General features: G+C 56.7%; 18 protein-coding genes. 12 read left to right on the forward strand and 6 right to left on the reverse strand.

What is annotated here, in order from left to right; all coding sequences use genetic code 11:
• Positions 1 to 89: 89 nt before the first annotated feature.
• Genes gltS through CHB79_RS06380 form a run of 3 tightly spaced genes read right to left on the reverse strand, consistent with a single transcriptional unit; the run spans position 90 to position 3048 of the window.
• On the reverse strand, positions 90 to 1304 hold the full coding sequence (gene gltS / locus CHB79_RS06370) for a sodium/glutamate symporter (protein WP_010490469.1): 1215 nt from the start codon (positions 1302 to 1304) through the stop codon (positions 90 to 92).
• Between the two features lie 60 nt (positions 1305 to 1364).
• Positions 1365 to 2303 carry a formimidoylglutamase gene (gene hutG / locus CHB79_RS06375; protein ID WP_089359294.1) on the reverse strand — a complete coding sequence of 313 codons (939 nt, stop codon included), beginning with the start codon at positions 2301 to 2303 and terminating at the stop codon, positions 1365 to 1367.
• A 19-nt stretch (positions 2304 to 2322) separates the two neighbouring features.
• On the reverse strand, positions 2323 to 3048 hold the full coding sequence (locus CHB79_RS06380; protein ID WP_089359295.1) for an IclR family transcriptional regulator: 726 nt from the start codon (positions 3046 to 3048) through the stop codon (positions 2323 to 2325).
• Positions 3049 to 3254: 206 nt separating this feature from the next.
• Between CHB79_RS06380 and CHB79_RS06385 the strand changes: the two genes are divergently transcribed.
• The 10 genes from CHB79_RS06385 to cyoE all read left to right on the forward strand — a co-directional run bounded on the left by CHB79_RS06385 (position 3255) and on the right by cyoE (position 12303).
• Complete coding sequence (locus tag CHB79_RS06385) at positions 3255 to 3968, forward strand: rRNA pseudouridine synthase (RefSeq protein WP_089359296.1); 714 nt, start codon at positions 3255 to 3257, stop codon at positions 3966 to 3968.
• 70 nt (positions 3969 to 4038) lie between these two features.
• Positions 4039 to 4515, forward strand: coding sequence for a YehS family protein (locus CHB79_RS06390; RefSeq protein ID WP_089359297.1), 477 nt, complete (start codon positions 4039 to 4041; stop codon positions 4513 to 4515).
• A gap of 122 nt (positions 4516 to 4637) precedes the next feature.
• Positions 4638 to 5408 (forward strand): SDR family oxidoreductase, encoded by a 771-nt coding sequence (locus CHB79_RS06395; RefSeq protein ID WP_089359298.1) that lies wholly within the window; start codon positions 4638 to 4640, stop codon positions 5406 to 5408.
• Between the two features lie 86 nt (positions 5409 to 5494).
• Complete coding sequence (gene tsaA / locus CHB79_RS06400) at positions 5495 to 6190, forward strand: tRNA (N6-threonylcarbamoyladenosine(37)-N6)-methyltransferase TrmO (protein ID WP_089359928.1); 696 nt, start codon at positions 5495 to 5497, stop codon at positions 6188 to 6190.
• 153 nt (positions 6191 to 6343) lie between these two features.
• On the forward strand, positions 6344 to 6775 hold the full coding sequence (locus CHB79_RS06405; RefSeq protein WP_089359299.1) for a DoxX family protein: 432 nt from the start codon (positions 6344 to 6346) through the stop codon (positions 6773 to 6775).
• Between the two features lie 710 nt (positions 6776 to 7485).
• The gene (gene cyoA, locus CHB79_RS06410; RefSeq protein WP_089359300.1) at positions 7486 to 8421 is read left to right on the forward strand and encodes a ubiquinol oxidase subunit II; all 936 of its coding nucleotides are present in this window, start codon (positions 7486 to 7488) and stop codon (positions 8419 to 8421) included.
• 6 nt (positions 8422 to 8427) lie between these two features.
• On the forward strand, positions 8428 to 10446 hold the full coding sequence (gene cyoB / locus CHB79_RS06415; RefSeq protein ID WP_010490454.1) for a cytochrome o ubiquinol oxidase subunit I: 2019 nt from the start codon (positions 8428 to 8430) through the stop codon (positions 10444 to 10446).
• Positions 10447 to 10451: 5 nt separating this feature from the next.
• Complete coding sequence (gene cyoC / locus CHB79_RS06420) at positions 10452 to 11078, forward strand: cytochrome o ubiquinol oxidase subunit III (protein WP_089359301.1); 627 nt, start codon at positions 10452 to 10454, stop codon at positions 11076 to 11078.
• Entirely contained in the window at positions 11075 to 11413 is a 339-nt protein-coding gene (locus tag CHB79_RS06425; protein WP_010490451.1) for a cytochrome o ubiquinol oxidase subunit IV, read from the forward strand. The genes cyoC and CHB79_RS06425 overlap by 4 nt, the downstream gene beginning before the upstream one ends.
• A 2-nt stretch (positions 11414 to 11415) precedes the next feature.
• Positions 11416 to 12303 carry a heme o synthase gene (gene cyoE / locus CHB79_RS06430; protein ID WP_089359302.1) on the forward strand — a complete coding sequence of 296 codons (888 nt, stop codon included), beginning with the start codon at positions 11416 to 11418 and terminating at the stop codon, positions 12301 to 12303.
• 95 nt (positions 12304 to 12398) lie between these two features.
• Here cyoE and fpr read toward each other — a convergent pair whose 3' ends face one another.
• Entirely contained in the window at positions 12399 to 13178 is a 780-nt protein-coding gene (gene fpr / locus CHB79_RS06435) for a ferredoxin-NADP reductase (protein WP_010490447.1), read from the reverse strand.
• Between the two features lie 115 nt (positions 13179 to 13293).
• Here fpr and CHB79_RS06440 point away from each other — a divergent pair, with 115 nt between their 5' ends.
• Entirely contained in the window at positions 13294 to 14220 is a 927-nt protein-coding gene (locus tag CHB79_RS06440) for a LysR family transcriptional regulator (protein ID WP_010490445.1), read from the forward strand.
• A gap of 42 nt (positions 14221 to 14262) precedes the next feature.
• Here the strand turns inward: CHB79_RS06440 and CHB79_RS06445 are convergent, their stop codons facing one another.
• Together CHB79_RS06445 and erdR are read right to left on the reverse strand one after the other, a co-directional pair.
• Positions 14263 to 14628, reverse strand: coding sequence for a diacylglycerol kinase (locus CHB79_RS06445; protein WP_010490444.1), 366 nt, complete (start codon positions 14626 to 14628; stop codon positions 14263 to 14265).
• 116 nt (positions 14629 to 14744) lie between these two features.
• On the reverse strand, positions 14745 to 15404 hold the full coding sequence (gene erdR / locus CHB79_RS06450) for a response regulator transcription factor ErdR (RefSeq protein WP_010490442.1): 660 nt from the start codon (positions 15402 to 15404) through the stop codon (positions 14745 to 14747).
• A gap of 188 nt (positions 15405 to 15592) precedes the next feature.
• Here erdR and CHB79_RS06455 point away from each other — a divergent pair, with 188 nt between their 5' ends.
• Positions 15593 to 16495 carry a DMT family transporter gene (locus CHB79_RS06455; RefSeq protein WP_089359303.1) on the forward strand — a complete coding sequence of 301 codons (903 nt, stop codon included), beginning with the start codon at positions 15593 to 15595 and terminating at the stop codon, positions 16493 to 16495.
• Positions 16496 to 16506: the final 11 nt, after the last annotated feature.

Genomic DNA, 16506 nt, shown 5'->3' on the forward strand with positions numbered 1-16506 from the left:
CGGGTTCATTGCAACTAAAAATGCCGCTGATTTCAGCGGCATTTTTTATGGGTTCGACTTATATGAAGTGACTATTGCCGAGCCACCGGTCAGACGCCCGCGAAAGCGTTGAGGAACCAGGTAATCAAGGGGATCGCAACAATATCGATCAGCACCGCGCCGCACAGCGGCACAATGATAAAGGCCTTGTAGGAAAACACTTTGTAGTGCTCACACACCGCGCCCATGTTCGCCACCGCGTTTGGCGTAGCCCCAAGACCATGCCCCATAAAGCCAGCACAGAGTACCGCCGCGTCATAGTTGGCGCCCAGCAGGCGAAACAGCACAAATACCGTCAGCAAGATCATTACCAGGATCTGCACGACCAGGATGCCCAGCAGCGGCAGGCCGAGTTGCTCCAGTTCCCAGAACTTCAGGCTCATCATCGCCATGGTCAGGAAAATACCCAGGCACACATCGCCGATGGTGCTGATGGCCGAGTCAGGAATCTCGATGATCCGTGCGCGATCATTCAGATTGCGCAACAGCACCGCGACAAACATGGCGCCAACGTAGCTCGGCAGAACAATGCCGAGATGATCATTCAAGGCGTTGCCGAGCCAGAAACCCAGCACCATGATCACCAGAATGCAGGCCAGCAACCTTAATAGCGTCGGGGCATCCAGGGCCTGAGCCGGTGCCTGCTCGCCAGGACTCAACGCAGCCAGTGAACTGACCTGCTCGGTCACCACGGCCAGTTTCCTGCGCTCGATCAACCAGCGCGCGATGGGTGTGCCAAGCAAGCCGCCGGCCACCATGCCAAATGTTGCGGCAGCCAGTGCGGCGGTGGTTGCACCCTGAGCGCCAAGGCTTTCCGCCACGGGACCAAATGCCGCGGCGGCACCGAAACCACCCTCGAGCGAGACAGCTCCAGCCATCAAGCCCAGCAGCGGGTCTATGCCCAACAAGCTGGCCACTCCCACGCCCAAGGCATTTTGCAGCAGTGCCAGGAACCAGCAGGCGCCCAGGTAGACGAACAGGACCTTGCCGCCCTTGCGCAATAACCCAAGGCTGCCACCCAGCCCCACCGTAGTGAAGAACGCCACCATCAGGGGCGTTTGCAACGCCGTATCGAACTTCAGGCTCAACAACTCCTGGTTACGTAGCAACCACACCAGCAAGGCAAAGCCAAAGCCTCCGATTACCGGTGCGGGCACGCAGAGTTGAGTGAGCCAGTAGCTGCGCTTTTTAAGGAAGGCCCCCGCCCCGAGCAACAGTAGCGCCAGGGCGGTGGTGGTCAATGCATCCAGTTCCAGGGTCAACATGGCAGATTTCTCTATTGTTATTGCTGATCAAATTCTGATCAGGTAAGTGTGTTCAAAACCTCAATCGACCATGCTGGCCAACAGCCTGGCACCAATACGCGCAGTGCGATTGTCTTGATCCAGGCTTGGATTGAGTTCGGCAATATCAGCCAGGCGCAATTTGCCGCTGGCCTTGGCAAGTCGAACCAGGTGCTCGACCACCATAAGGTCCACACCGTGGGCCGATGGCGCACTCACGCCCGGCGCCTGGTTTGCAGGCAGCACGTCCAGGCAGACCGTCATGTACAGGTGATCAACTCTGCTCAGAAACGCTTGCAGGAACGCTTCGACAGCCGCCAGGTTCCAGCCTTGCATTTGCCGGTCGAGCAGATAGCGCACGTTCAGCCTGGCCGCTTGGTCAAACAGCGATTGGGTATTGTTGTGCTCACTGACGCCCAGGCAGCAGTACTCGAAGTCCATGCCGGCCGCTTGGCAATACTCGGCGATCTGTAGAAAGGGTGTGCCGGAGCTGCTCTGCGCAGCGAAACGCAAGTCAAAGTGCGCATCAAAATTCAAGATACCCAGCTTCGGCGCAGACTCCTGACTGCGCAGGTGATCCGCCAGCCCGGTAAAACTGGCCAAGGCAATCTCATGGCCACCGCCCAGGCCCAGCGGTCGATGCCCCTGGCCGAGCAACTCGGTAACTCTTGTGGCATAGCGCTGTTGTGCTGATTCCAGTTGGTCGGATTCACAACAGACATCACCGGCATCGTATACCGGCGCAGAACCGTGCCATGCGAGATTGGCCAGGGCTTTGCGCAGCGCCTGCGGACCTTGGCGGGCACCGGTGCGCCCTTGATTGCGCCTGACCCCTTCGTCGCAGGCAAAACCAAGCAAGGTCGTGCCTGACGCCTGTTGTTGGGCATAGGGCTGAACCCATTGGTGCCAGCGCAAAGCGCTTTGACCTTCGGCTGCATCAGTGCGGCCGGTCCATACCTGCATATCGGCGATAACGGTCATACCTTGGCTCTCTTTATATTCAGTCAAGACGTGCGCTGACCCGCAGCGCCGCATCCTGAGTCCAGCGAATCAATTGCTCGCTGCGTTGCTCTGCTCTAATCGCCGGTGCCATCAGGCTGATTACTGCCTGCAAGCGCTCGCGACTATCAAATAGCGGTGCGCTGACGCCCCAGACGCCTTCATCAATTTCGCCATTGGAAACGGCATAACCCGCCTGCCTGATTTCATCGAAGTTGCGCATGTAGTCGTCCAGCGCCGAGGCCTCGACCCCTTTGGCGGTCAATATGGCCAGGCTTTGCGCCTGATCCATAAAGGCCAGCAATGCGCGAGCCGATGCCCCAATCAACAAGGGCTGGGCCAGGCCTTTCTGATAACAGCAGCGCAAGGGCTGCTGGCTATCGACCAACTCCACGCATATCGCCTGGCCATTGATTGGCACCATCAAGGCAACACTTTCCCGACTCAGCTCAGCCAGGCGTTTAAGTTCAGGCTTGGCCAATGTGACCAATACCGCATCGCGATCAAACTTCTTGGCCAACTGCATACAGGTTGGCCCAGGCAGATAGCGCCCCTGGCCGTTGTCCTCGGCCAACCCCCAGCGCAGCAAGGTCTTCAAGTGGCGATAAGTGCTGCTCAAGGGCTGCTGCAGGTTTTCAGATAGTTCCTTGGCCGAAATAACCTCGTCGGCTTGGCCCAAGGCGACCAATATCTGTAGCAAGCGATCAGTTGGGGTTTTGTAGTTCATGGGCGCTCCTTACATTTAGAATGCTGGAACTTTCCCACTTAATGAAATCCAAGTCCCAACCAGTGGGAATACAAGGATAATTAGGCGACAAACGGCTCGGGTATTCAGGTTCGAGCCGGCCGATGTCCGGCCTAAAAGCCGCGCCATCCGTACACAAGCCTTGCAGCCAGTTACAATAGGAGCATTACTTTATTGATGACTGCCTGATGACCGAGCCAATACGCCTTTCCAAACGCCTGATCGAACTGGTCGGATGCTCCCGACGCGAAGCTGAGTTGTACATTGAGGGCGGCTGGGTAACGGTGGATGGCGAGGTGATCGACGCCCCCCACTTCAAGGTTGCCGAGCAGCAGGTTGCGTTGCTTCCAAACGCGGTCGCCGCGCCACTGGATCCGGTTACCTTGCTGGTGCATATCCCGCCAGGACACAACAACGCCGAGCGAATCACAGAGGCACTCAGCACCGCCAGCCACTGGCCAGAGGACGCTTCGGGGATTCGCCCCTTGAAAGGCCACCTGACCAACTTGACTGCCTGCATTCCCTTGCAGGCCGGTGCCGAAGGCCTGCATGTGCTGACGCAGGATTGGCGTATCGAGCGCAAGCTGCGCGATGACATCGTCAAGATGGAGCAGGAATATGTGGTCGAAGTCAGCGGCGAGCTTAGCGAACGTGATCTAAAGCGGCTCAATCACGGACTGGTCTTCAACAACTACGCCCTGCCGCCCTGCAAAGTCAGTTGGCAGAACGAAACCCGCCTGCGTTTCGCCCTGAAAAACCCCATACCGGGCCAAATCGTATCCATGTGCAATGAAGTCGGGCTCAAGGTATTGAGCTTCAAGCGCATACGCGTCGGCGGCGTGCCCCTGTCGAAAGTCGCGCCGGGGCAATGGCGTTATCTCGCGGCAAAAGAGCGTTTCTGAGCCCTGCGCCCGCTCTCATTTTTTGCCCAGGCAGCCTCATGCTGCCTGGGTCCTCAATCAGGAATCCATAATGCTTAACAACGATGTGCTGCGCAGCGTGCGCTATATGCTTGATGTCAACGATGCAAAATTGGCTGAGATCATTGCCCTGAGCGGCAAGAGCGTCACCAGCGCCGAGCTTGAGCCACTGCTGAAAAAAGAAGATGAAGACGGCTTTATCGCCTGTGACGATGAACTCATGGCGCATTTTCTTGATGGCCTGGTTTACTTCAAGCGCGGCAAGGACGATAGCCGTCCGGCTCAGCCATTCGAACTGCCAATGACCAATAACATGGTATTGAAAAAGCTGCGCGTGGCCTTCGAGCTGAAAGAAGATGACATGCACGCGATCATGCAGAGCGTTGACTTCCCGGTGTCCAAACCGGAAATGAGCGCACTGTTCCGCAAGTTTGGCCATAGCAACTACCGCACCTGTGGCGACCAGTTCCTGCGTAATTTCCTCAAGGGCCTGACCTTGCGCGAGCGCCCTCAAGCGACCGCTGAATAAGCCTGGCGATAGCTGTCTCAACCTCGCACTGCAGATGGCGCTGTATTTGCGCCAACAATAATGCATCCACAGTTGGCGCTGGCCGATTAGGGTGATGGCACCTGTTGATCCAAGGACTCGCCATGCACCCTTATTTTTCTCTGAAAGATCGCACCGCACTGGTTACCGGTGGTACTCGTGGGATCGGCAAGATGATCGCCAAAGCCTTTGCTGAAGCAGGCGCCACCGTTTATGTGTGCGCCCGCGACGCTCAGGCTTGCAGCGACACTGCAAAAGAACTCAGCGCCTTCGGCACCTGCCACGGCATAGCCGCTAACCTGGCAACCGAAGAAGGCGTGCAGGCACTCGCTCAAGCGCTTGGCGGCAAAATTACCCAGCTCGACATCCTGGTCAACAATGCAGGCACGACCTGGGGCGCACCGCTTGAGTCCTACCCGGCCAAGGGCTGGGAAAAAGTCATGCAACTCAATGTCACCTCGGTTTTCAGCTGCATCCAGCAATTGCTGCCGCTGCTGCGAAAAGCCGGGAACAGCGCCAATCCGGCGCGGATAATCAATATTGGCTCAGTGGCTGGGATCAGCTCATTTGGTGAAAACGCCTACGCCTATGGCCCGAGCAAAGCAGCACTGCACCAACTTTCGCGCATGCTCGCTCGCGAACTGGTTGAACAGCACATCAACGTCAATGTGATTGCACCTGGACGCTTCCCAAGCAAGATGACCCAGCATATCGCCAACGACAACGAGGCAATGGCGCAAGACACTGCGGTCATCCCGATGAAACGCTGGGGTCGTGAAGAAGAAATGGCAGCACTGGCAATCAGCCTGGCCAGCACCTCAGGGGCTTACATGACCGGCAATATCATCCCGATTGATGGCGGCTTCAGCCTTTAAGATGGCTGCGCGGCACCGACAACCGTGCTTAAGGCGAGCGCCGCTTTGCGGTTAAGATGGGCAACTTCCAGCTGTGGTCGCCTGCAATGTCTTACTCCGTTTCACCCATCGGTTTTGTGCGCTCGTGCTTCAAAGAGAAGTTCGCCATTCCTCGCCAACCGCATTTGGCTCCAGCAGCCCGTGGCGTGCTGGAGTTGGTTGCGCCCTTTGACCAGCCTGAAGCCATTGAAGGGCTAGAGCACGTCAGCCATGTCTGGCTGCTGTTCTTGTTTCATCAGGCCCTTGAAGACAAACCCCGTCTGAAAGTGCGCCCGCCACGCCTGGGTGGCAACCAGTCGATGGGCGTGTTTGCCACCCGCGCTACACACAGGCCAAATGGCATCGGCCAATCCGTGGTCGCGCTGGACAAGATCGAGCCAGGCAAGTTGTATTTGTCGGGCATCGACCTGCTCGACGGCACCCCGGTGCTGGATATTAAACCCTATGTGCCCTACGCCGACTGCATCAGCAGCGCGACCAACAGCATGGCTGATGCAGCACCGCGCTTGATCAAGGTTAACTGGCAACCTCAAGCCTTACAGCAGGCATCTGAACAGGCCCAACGGCTCCAGCAACCCTTGGTTGAGCTGATTGAACAATGCCTGGCCCAAGACCCGCGCCCGGCTTATCAAAGCCCTCAACCCGAGCGGCGGTATGGCACCCGCTTATGGGATGTCGAGGTGCGCTGGCACTATCCGCAACCGGATCAGATCTGCGTACTGGAAGTGGTTCCAGGCACTTGACCTGAGTCTGTTGCACCAGCCTACAGCGGGCGCCGCTCACGCGGCGCCGCGTCAAACGACCCAATACAGCCCTTTAGCCAAGGGCGCTTGTAATTTACTGCCGAGCGCCCAGTCACATCAGTACTTCTCTTACTGCTGTTCAAGGAAAACCTGATGATGAAACAATGGAGCCTGCTGCTACTGCGTATTTCACTTGGTTGGCTACTGGTAATCTGGGGCGTCAATAAAGTGGTCAATGTCGAGCACGGTCTTGCGGTCGCCAACAAGTTCTACTTCGGCCTTTTTGCCTCCGATAACCTGCTACATGCAGCTGGCATACTGCAAATGCTCATCGGTTTGCTGATTGTTGCAGGATTTATGCGTCGCCTGGTTTACCCCATCCAATTGCTATTTAGCGCAGCTACGCTGTTGGCGGTGTGGCAATCGGTGATTGACCCATGGGGCTGGGTCTTTACCGGCAGCAAAGCCTTATTTTATCCATCACTGATCATATTTGCAGGCTGCCTTGTGGTAATGGCCTGGCGTGATGAAGACCTGCTTGCACTCGATACCTTGCGCAAAAAACCAGCGCCGCCAAGCGCCTGAGTTACTGAGGCAGGCAACATAAGACGTGGCCTTCATGCACCTGCCTGCCTCACTCCCCACCCTCAGGTTTCCTGCCTGGCGACCACTCAAACGCAGCCTCCCTACCAGCTAAGCACACTAAACCTGCTGATCCGCATCAATTCAAAGCGCTGTGACGATGCGCAAAAGTGCGGCCCGGTGTCGCACCTGACACAACTCGCCAAGAGACTGAGCAAAGCGCTACAAGCCAGTAAAAATGGTAGCTCTGCAACTTTCACCGACTGAACACAGGGTGCTGATTCAGCTTCCGGCAAAGGCCGCACGGGAATATGTAACTTGAAGTTGCACCTGTAATAATTTGTAATGTGTTTGCCACCTTTCATCAGCAGCCGTGAATTAGCTCACGCTTTGATCGAATTCGTCCACGCGCAGGCATTGCGCGATGTGGCTGAAAATCCGCGCGGCTTGCCATGCGGATTTCACTTCAAAGGATTGCAGCAAAAGCCCCTTAGGGGGTCATGGCAAACGCTGACTAACAATATTCCAAACAGCGCACAACTCAGTTTCGCCACGCGAGAACTAGACGGGAGAGGCTTGCCCGAATTCTGGTGGCGGCTGGCTTTGCGCAAAAAAGCGTCCCGCAGCTAACGCTGTCAGGACGGTGTCGGCTACGTCACCTCGGTAAGAGAAGACCGGGGCGACGGGGTCAATTTATCCATTAAGGCCGCAAGATGAAAACTGAGCTGTACCTTGGATACCTGAAACGACTTTCGTGGCTCCCGCTGCTGATGCTCGGCGGATGCAACATGACCTTGCTTGACCCCAAAGGTCAGGTGGGCATGGATGAAAAGTCGCTGATTATCACTTCCACCCTGTTGATGCTGATCGTGGTGATCCCGGTCATAGTGATGACCCTGGCATTTGCCTGGAAATACCGCGCATCCAACACCAAGGCAACCTATAAGCCGAACTGGTCCCACTCAACCCCCATCGAACTGGTGGTGTGGTTGGTGCCCTGCGCGATCATCGCGGTACTCGGCACCCTGACCTGGACCTCCACCCACGAGCTAGACCCTTATCGTCCACTGGACTCCGAGGTCAAGCCAATCGTGATTCAGGCAGTATCGCTGGATTGGAAATGGCTGTTCATCTACCCCGAGCAAGGCATTGCCACGATCAATGAGATTGCCTTCCCCACCGACACCCCGGTGAATTTCCAGATCACCTCGCAGAACGCAATGAATTCCTTCTTCATTCCGCAACTGGGTAGCCAGATCTACTCCATGGCCGGTATGCAGACCAAGCTGCACCTGATTGCCAACAAACCAGGCAACTTTGATGGCTTGTCCTCGAATTTCAGCGGCGACGGCTTCTCCGGCATGAAATTCCAGGCTATCGCCACCTCGGAAAAAGGTTTCGCTGACTGGGTCGCCAAGGTCAAGGCCTCGCCGAAAACGCTGGACCAGAGCAACTACCCGGAGCTGGTCAAGCCCAGCGAAAACGATCCGGCGCAGTACTTCTCCTCGGTCAGCCCGACGCTCTACAACTCAATTCTCATGCAGTACATGCACGGCCCCTCAACGCCGCAGCTTGGCGCTGGGAACAAAGATGAGATGCAGGATATGAAAAACATGCACATGCCCATGAACGCGAGTATCGAGGAGTAACCACTGATGTTCGGTTTGTTAACGCTCAAAGCAGTGCCCCTGGACGTCCCTATTGTTATGGGCACCCTGGCTGTCGTTGCCCTGCTTGGCCTGGCCGTAGTGGCTGCGCTGACCTATTACCGTAAGTGGTCCTATTTGTGGACCGAGTGGCTGACTTCAGTCGACCACAAGAAAATTGGCGTGATGTATATTTTCGTCGCCATGATCATGCTGCTGCGCGGCTTCGCTGACGCCATCATGATGCGCGGCCAACTGGCCATGGCCGAGGGCGCCAACCACGGTTTCCTGCCGCCCGAGCACTATGACCAGATCTTCACCGCCCATGGCGTGATCATGATCATCTTCATGGCCATGCCCTTTATGGTCGGCCTGATGAACATCGCCGTGCCGCTGCAGATCGGCGCTCGCGACGTGGCCTTCCCCTTCCTCAACTCCTTGAGCTTCTGGTTGTTCGTGGCCGGCGCGATTCTGGTCAACCTGTCCCTGGGTGTCGGCGAGTTCGCGCGCACCGGCTGGGTCGCTTATCCACCGCTGTCGGAGCTGGGCTACAGCCCCGGGGTCGGGGTCGACTATTACATCTGGGCCTTGCAGCTATCCGGTTTGGGAACCTTGCTGACCGGGGTCAACTTCCTGGTCACCGTACTGAAGATGCGTACCCCAGGCATGAAGCTGATGCAAATGCCGATCTTCACCTGGACCTGCACATTCACCAATATCCTGATTGTCGCGTCGTTCCCCATCCTCACTGCCACCTTGGCGTTGTTGAGTCTTGACCGTTACCTGGACATGCACTTCTTCACCAACGAGCTGGGCGGCAACGCCATGATGTACATCAACCTGTTCTGGGCCTGGGGCCATCCGGAGGTGTACATCCTGATCCTGCCGGCATTCGGCATATTCTCCGAGGTCATCTCCACCTTCACCGGCAAACGGCTGTTCGGCTACACCTCGATGGTCTGGGCCACTGCGGCAATCACGGTGCTTGGCTTCGTGGTCTGGTTGCACCACTTCTTCACCATGGGCTCGGGTGCCAATGTCAACGCCTTCTTCGGTGTTGCCACCATGATCATCTCGATTCCAACCGGGGTGAAGCTGTTCAACTGGCTGTTCACCATTTTCCGTGGCCGCCTGCACTTCACCACACCCGTGCTCTGGACCCTGGGCTTTATGGTGACCTTCACCGTTGGCGGCATGACTGGCGTACTGTTGGCCGTACCGGGCGCCGACTATGTGTTGCACAACAGCCTGTTTCTGATCGCCCACTTCCACAACACCATCATCGGCGGTGCCGTGTTCGGCTACCTGGCTGGCTTCACGTTCTGGTTCCCCAAGGCCTTCGGCTTCAAGCTCGACGAGCGCCTGGGCAAGTGCGCCTTCTGGTGCTGGATCACTGGCTTCTTCGTAGCGTTCATGCCGCTGTATGTGCTGGGCTTCATGGGCATGACCCGACGCCTGAATCATTACGACAATCCACTGTGGCACCCCTACCTGATTGTCGCCTTCTTCGGCGCGGTGCTGATTTTCTGCGGCATTGCGTTCCAGATCGCCCAGATCCTCGTCAGCATCAAGAACCGCGATGCGCTGCGTGACCACACTGGCGATCCATGGGGTGGCCGCACCCTGGAATGGTCTACCTCCTCGCCACCACCGTTCTACAACTTTGCGCAACTACCTACCGTGCATGCTGTGGATGCCTTCCACGAAATGAAAGAAAACGACACCGCTTACCTGCGTCCTGCCAGCTACAGCCCCATCCATATGCCGAAGAACACGGCGGCCGGACTGGTTATCGGCCTGATCGGCGCCGTTTTCGGCTTCGCCATGATCTGGCACATCTGGTGGATGGCTGGCCTGAGCTTTATCGGCATGGTCGCCACCTTCATCGTGCGCAGCTACAACCAGGATGTTGATTACTACGTGCAGCCGGATGAAATCGAACGCATCGAAAACCAGCGTTTCCCTCGCGAAGCTGGTCATTCCCACAACCGTGCGCAACACGCCCAACAACTCGCGCAAGAGGTGTAACCCGGATGTCTACGGCAATCCTTGATTCTCAACACGGCGTCAGCCAAGCCCATGATCATGACCATGATCATGACAGCGGTGACATGACGGTATTTGGCTTCTGGCTGTACCTGATGACCGACTGCATCCTGTTCGCCAGCGTGTTCGCCACTTATGCGGTACTGGTTAACCACACCGCTGGCGGTCCCAGCGGCAAGGACATCTTCGAACTGCCTTATGTACTGGTCGAAACCGCCTTGCTGCTGGTCAGCAGTTGCACCTACGGCATGGCCATGCTGGCTGCCCACAAAGCAGACAAGGGCAAGACCATTGCCTGGCTGTTCCTGACCTTCCTCTGTGGCCTTGGCTTTATTGGCATGGAGATCAACGAGTTCCATCACCTGATCATGGAAGGCTTCGGACCAAACCGCAGTGCATTCCTGTCCTCGTTCTTCACCCTGGTTGGCATGCACGGTCTGCACGTAACCGCGGGCCTGGTGTGGATGGTGGTCATGATGGCGCAGGTTTACAGCCGTGGCCTGACGCCGCAGAACACCACCCGATTGTCGTGCCTGAGCCTGTTCTGGCACTTCCTCGATATCGTCTGGATCTGCGTCTTCACCGTTGTCTACCTGATGGGAGTTGCCCAATGAGCCACGCACATGCACAGAGCCATGCCGGTGAAAGCCACGGCAGCGTGCGGTCCTACGCAATCGGCTTCATTCTCTCGGTAATTCTCACGGCGATTCCGTTCGCCATGGTCATGAGTGGGCATTTCTCGCGCAACGTCGCACTGACCTCGATGGTCGTGCTGGGGGTGGTCCAGATTCTGGTGCACCTGGTTTGCTTCCTGCACATGAACACATCCTCGGAAGGCCGCTGGAACCTGCTGGCCTTTCTGTTCACTGTGCTGATCATCGTGATGCTGGTTGGGCTGGCGATCTGGATCATGGTCAATGCCGACCAACTGATGATGCCCTGGATGTGACCATGAAGTTCAAACGCTATCTCCTGATCACCAAGCCCGGGATTATCTTCGGCAATCTGATTGCCGTTGCGGGCGGCTATTTTCTGGCGGCGCAAGGTCACATCGACCTGATGTTGTTGCTGTCCACCGTGATCGGCCTGTCGCTGGTGGTGGCCAGCGGATGCGTACTGAACAACTGCATTGATCGCGACATCGACCAGCACATGGAACGCACCCGCGACCGCGTGCTGGTCACCGGCAAGATCTCGCTCAAGGCAGCGCTGGCCCACGGGCTGGTACTCGGCATCGCCGGGTTCAGCCTGCTGTGGTTCGAAACTACCGGATTGGCGACGGTCTTGGCGGCTGTCGGCTATGTGGTCTATGTGGGTTTCTACAGCCTGTGGCTCAAGCGCAGCTCGGAGTACGGCACCCTGGTCGGCAGTTTGTCCGGGGCCATGCCGCCGGTAGTGGGCTACTGTGCGGTCACCGGTCAATTCGATACCGGTGCGGCTGTGTTGCTGCTGATCTTCTGCCTGTGGCAGATGCCGCATTCCTATGCCATCGCGATATTTCGCCTGAACGATTACAAGGCAGCAGGCATCCCGGTGTTGCCAGTCAAGCGCGGGATCAACGCCACTAAACTGCAGATCGTGCTGTATATCCTGGCATTCAGTGGCGCCTCGCTCCTGCTCAACCTGACTGGCTTTGCAGGCTACGGTTATCTGCTGATCGCCCTGCTGGTCAGTGCCTGGTGGCTGGTAATCGCCCTTTCCGGCTATCGCGCCGTGGATGATCGCCTGTGGGCACGCAAGTTGTTCGCCTTCTCCATCGTTGCCATCAGCGCCTTGAGCCTGATGATGTCGATCGACTTTCAAGTTGTGCCAGGCACCAGCCTTGTAGCCCTGCTGTAAGTATTAACATCCTCCCTTTGTCCCGCTCTATGCGGGACTTTTTTTCAGCAAAAAAAATCCCACCGCAAAGGGTGGGATTTTTCATGGCCAATAACCTACTTCTCGACGAATGCCCGCTCGATCAAGTAGTCGCCCGGCTCGCCCATGCGTGCAGACACTTTCAGGCCGAAGCCGTCGAGCACTTCACTGGTTTCATCCAGCATGCTCGGGCTGCCGCAAATCATTGCGCGGTCGTCCTGTGCGTTGATTGGTGGTAGGCCAATATCGCGGAACAACTTACCGCTGCGCATCAAGTCAGTCAGGCGCCCCTGATTCTCGAACTCTTCGCGGGTCACGGTTGGGTAGTAGATCAGCTTCTCTTTCAGCGCCTCACCGAAGTATTCGTTCTTCGGCAAGTGCTCGGTGATGAACTCGCGGTACGCCACCTCGTTGACATAACGGACACCGTGAACCAGCACCACCTTCTCGTAGCGCTCGTAGGTTTCAGGGTCCTGGATTACGCTCATAAATGGCGCCAGGCCAGTACCGGTGCTCAATAGGTACAAATGCTTGCCTGGCAGCAGGTCATCAAGAATCAAGGTCCCGGTTGGCTTGCGGCTGACCATCAACTCATCACCCGGCTTGAGGTGTTGCAGTTGCGAAGTCAGAGGGCCGTCCTGCACCTTGATGCTGAAGAATTCCAGGTGCTCTTCGTAATTCGGGCTGGCGATGGAGTAAGCGCGCATCAGCGGGCGACCAGTGTCCTGCTGCAAACCAATCATTACAAACTGACCATTTTCAAAACGCAGCCCAGCGTTACGGGTGGTCTTGAAGCTGAACAGCGTGTCATTCCAATGGTGGACGCTGAGCACACGCTCGACGTTCAAGTTGCTCATGCAGGTATCCTCACTAAAGTACGCGACCCACTGTGGGTAATTGCGCTGCATTCTAGAGGGGCGCAGAATATCTGTTAAGTGAATTATTAAGATATAGGTTATCGGTTATATAGATATGCGATTTACTCTCAGACAACTTCAAGTATTTGTGGCCGTCGCCCAGCAAGAAAGCGTGTCTCGTGCGGCCGAATCCCTGGCGCTGTCGCAGTCGGCCACCAGCACCTCGGTGACCGAGCTCGAGCGGCAAACCGATTGCCAGCTATTTGATCGCGCGGGCAAGCGCCTGACCCTAAATGCACTGGGCCATCAATTGTTACCCCAGGCGGTTGCCCTGATCGACCAAACCAAAGAGATTGAGCGCCTGCTGGCTGGCAAAAGCGGCTTTGGCACCCTGAATGTGGGGGCCACCCTCACGGTTGGCAATTACCTGGCAACATTATTGATCGGCAACTTCATGCAGTTGCATCCCGAATGCCGGGTCAAGCTCCAGGTTCACAACACCGCACATGTGGTGCAGCAAGTGGCTCATTACGAGATGGACCTGGGCTTGATCGAGGGCGATTGCCAGCATCCGGACATTGAAGTGCAACCCTGGGTGGAGGATGAACTGGTGGTCTTTTGTGCACCGCAACATCCACTGGCCCGATACAAAGTTGCCAGCGTTGAGGCACTTAACCAGGAAGCCTGGATTCTTCGTGAACAAGGTTCCGGCACGCGCCTGACCTTCGACCAAGCCATGCGCCATCACCCCAACCCGCTGAACATACGCCTGGAGCTTGAACACACCGAAGCCATTAAACGAGCGGTTGAGTCAGGCCTGGGCATTGGCTGCATCTCGCGCCTGGCTTTGCGCGATGCCTTTCGCCGCGGCAGCCTGGTCCCCATTGAAACCCCGGATCTCGACCTGCGGCGACAGTTCTACTTCATCTGGCACCAACAAAAGTATCAAACGGCGGCAATGCGTGCTTTTCTCGAGCTGTGCCAGACTCTGACGGCTGGTGTAAGGCGCAGTGATGAAATCGTACTGCCAACCATTGCCTGAGCCTCGCCATCGACCGATGCCCGGCGCAGGCCTGCGCACCAGCTAGCCGAAAAGGATCACCAGCCAGACACTCGCAATCAGGCAAAGCGAAACAAACTGAGCGGCACTGCCCATGTCCTTGGCGTTCTTTGACAGCGGATGCAAATCCAGGGAAATACGATCAATCGCCGCTTCAACCGCAGAGTTGAGTAACTCGACAATCAGCGCCAGCAGGCACACCGCGATCATGACGGCGCGCTCGCCCTTGCTCACATCAAACACAAATGCCAGTGGAATCAACACCACATTGAGCAGCACCAATTGGCGAAATGCAGCTTCGCCCCTATAGGCGGCGCGCAAGCCATCGAACGAATACCCCGTGGCATTGAGGATACGCTTGAGGCCTGTCTGGCCCTTGAATGGAGACATAATCTAACAACCACTAACGGAAAAGGTCGGCAGGCTACGCTAATACGCTGCTTGAGACCTGACTTTTTTACACCAGGCGCAGGTCTTCAGCCATGCCACTGAAGGCACCAATCACCTCAAACCGTCGTCGCGCTTGGAATACTCTCAAGTTGTTGCAGCAATAGCGCCGCTTGCGTGCGCGTACGCACACCCAGCTTGCGAAATATCGCGGTGACATGTGCCTTCACCGTTGCCTCTGAAACACCTAGCTCATAGGCGATCTGTTTGTTAAGCAGCCCTTCGCAAACCATGGTCAAGACCCGAAACTGCTGCGGCGTCAAACTGGCAAGCCCGGCACTTGCAGCCTTGGCTTCAGCCGATACAGCTTGCACATCAGCGCTGATTTCTGGCCACCAGGTATCACCCTCCAGAACCTGACGAACGGCTTGCTGGATGGTTTCCAACGAACTCGACTTGGGAATGAAGCCACTGGCCCCGAATTCCTTCGAGCGCAACACAATCGCAGACTCTTCCTGTGCGGAAATCATCACCACCGGTATCTGTGGATATTGCCCACGCAGCAATACCAGCCCGGAAAAGCCATAGGCCCCAGGCATATTCAGATCGAGCAAAACCAGATCCCAATCCGGTTTCTCAGCCAAACGGCTTTCCAGCTCGGCAATGCTTGCTGCCTCTACCAGCCGCACACCCGGCCCTAAACCCTGGGTCAACGCTTGCTGCAATGCACTGCGAAACAATGGATGGTCATCAGCGATCAGGATTTCGTAAACAGCCATGGCAGATCCCGTTATTGTTATGAGGGCGACATAAGAGCGCTTGTTAACTCAACACTTTAGCAACCCATACACTAGGCGCGAGCCTCAAATGCGCCTGAGGCGGCGCCCAGCATGCCCAGCGAAGCCGGGGTGGTCAAGCGCAATACTTTCCGGCAAAGTCTGCGGCCTTCTAATCCGTGAGTTTTTTTATGCGAAGCCAAGCCCTGCGCGCCGATCTTTTGATGCTAGTCACAGCCATGATCTGGGGCTCCGCATTTGTTGCACAACGTTTAGGCATGGACTCGATCGGGCCCTTTCTCTACAGCGGCCTGCGCTTTTCCCTGGCGGCAGTCGTGCTGCTGGCCATACTCCCGCTCCTCAGCCGCAACAAAGCCGAAAGCAAGCCAGCAGTGGATAAAAGCCTATTGTCCGGCGGCGCGATCATGGGATTGGCACTGGCGGTCGGGATCAATCTACAGCAAGTCGGCCTGCTGTTCACCAGCGTCACTAACTCGGGTTTCATCACCGGTCTTTACGTCATTATCGTGCCCATACTCGGCCTGTTCATTGGTCAACGCAGCGGCATGGGTATCTGGCTAGGCGCCAGCCTGGCCGTTGTCGGCATGTTTCTGCTGAGTGTGGGCGAAGGTTTTACGGTCGCATCCGGAGACTGGCTACAACTGGCTGGTGCGTTCGTCTGGGGGCTGCATGTATTGCTGGTCGGTTTCTTTGCGACCCGCCATGACCCGCTGCGCCTGGCGATCATTCAATTTATCACCTGCGCGGCAATCAGCATGATCCTGGCGCTGATATTCGAACCATTTGCGCTGGACGCCATCATCGCGGCGGCCCCGGCGATCATCTACGGCGGCATATTCGGTGTCGCCATTGGCTTCACCCTGCAAGTGGTTGCACAGAAACATGCTATTGCCTCCCACGCGGCAATCATTCTTTCACTGGAAGCTGTGTTCGCTGCGATTGCAGGTGCCATCCTGCTCAACGAAACGCTCCATCTACGTGGCTACATCGGTTGCACACTGATGTTTGCCGGCATGCTCCTGGCGCAACTCTGGCCCCAAAAACCGAAGCCAGGCACTGCAAACGAAGGTTAAGGGCAAACTAA

The sequence above is a fragment of the Pseudomonas segetis genome (assembly GCF_900188155.1).
Lineage (GTDB): Bacteria > Pseudomonadota > Gammaproteobacteria > Pseudomonadales > Pseudomonadaceae > Aquipseudomonas > Aquipseudomonas segetis.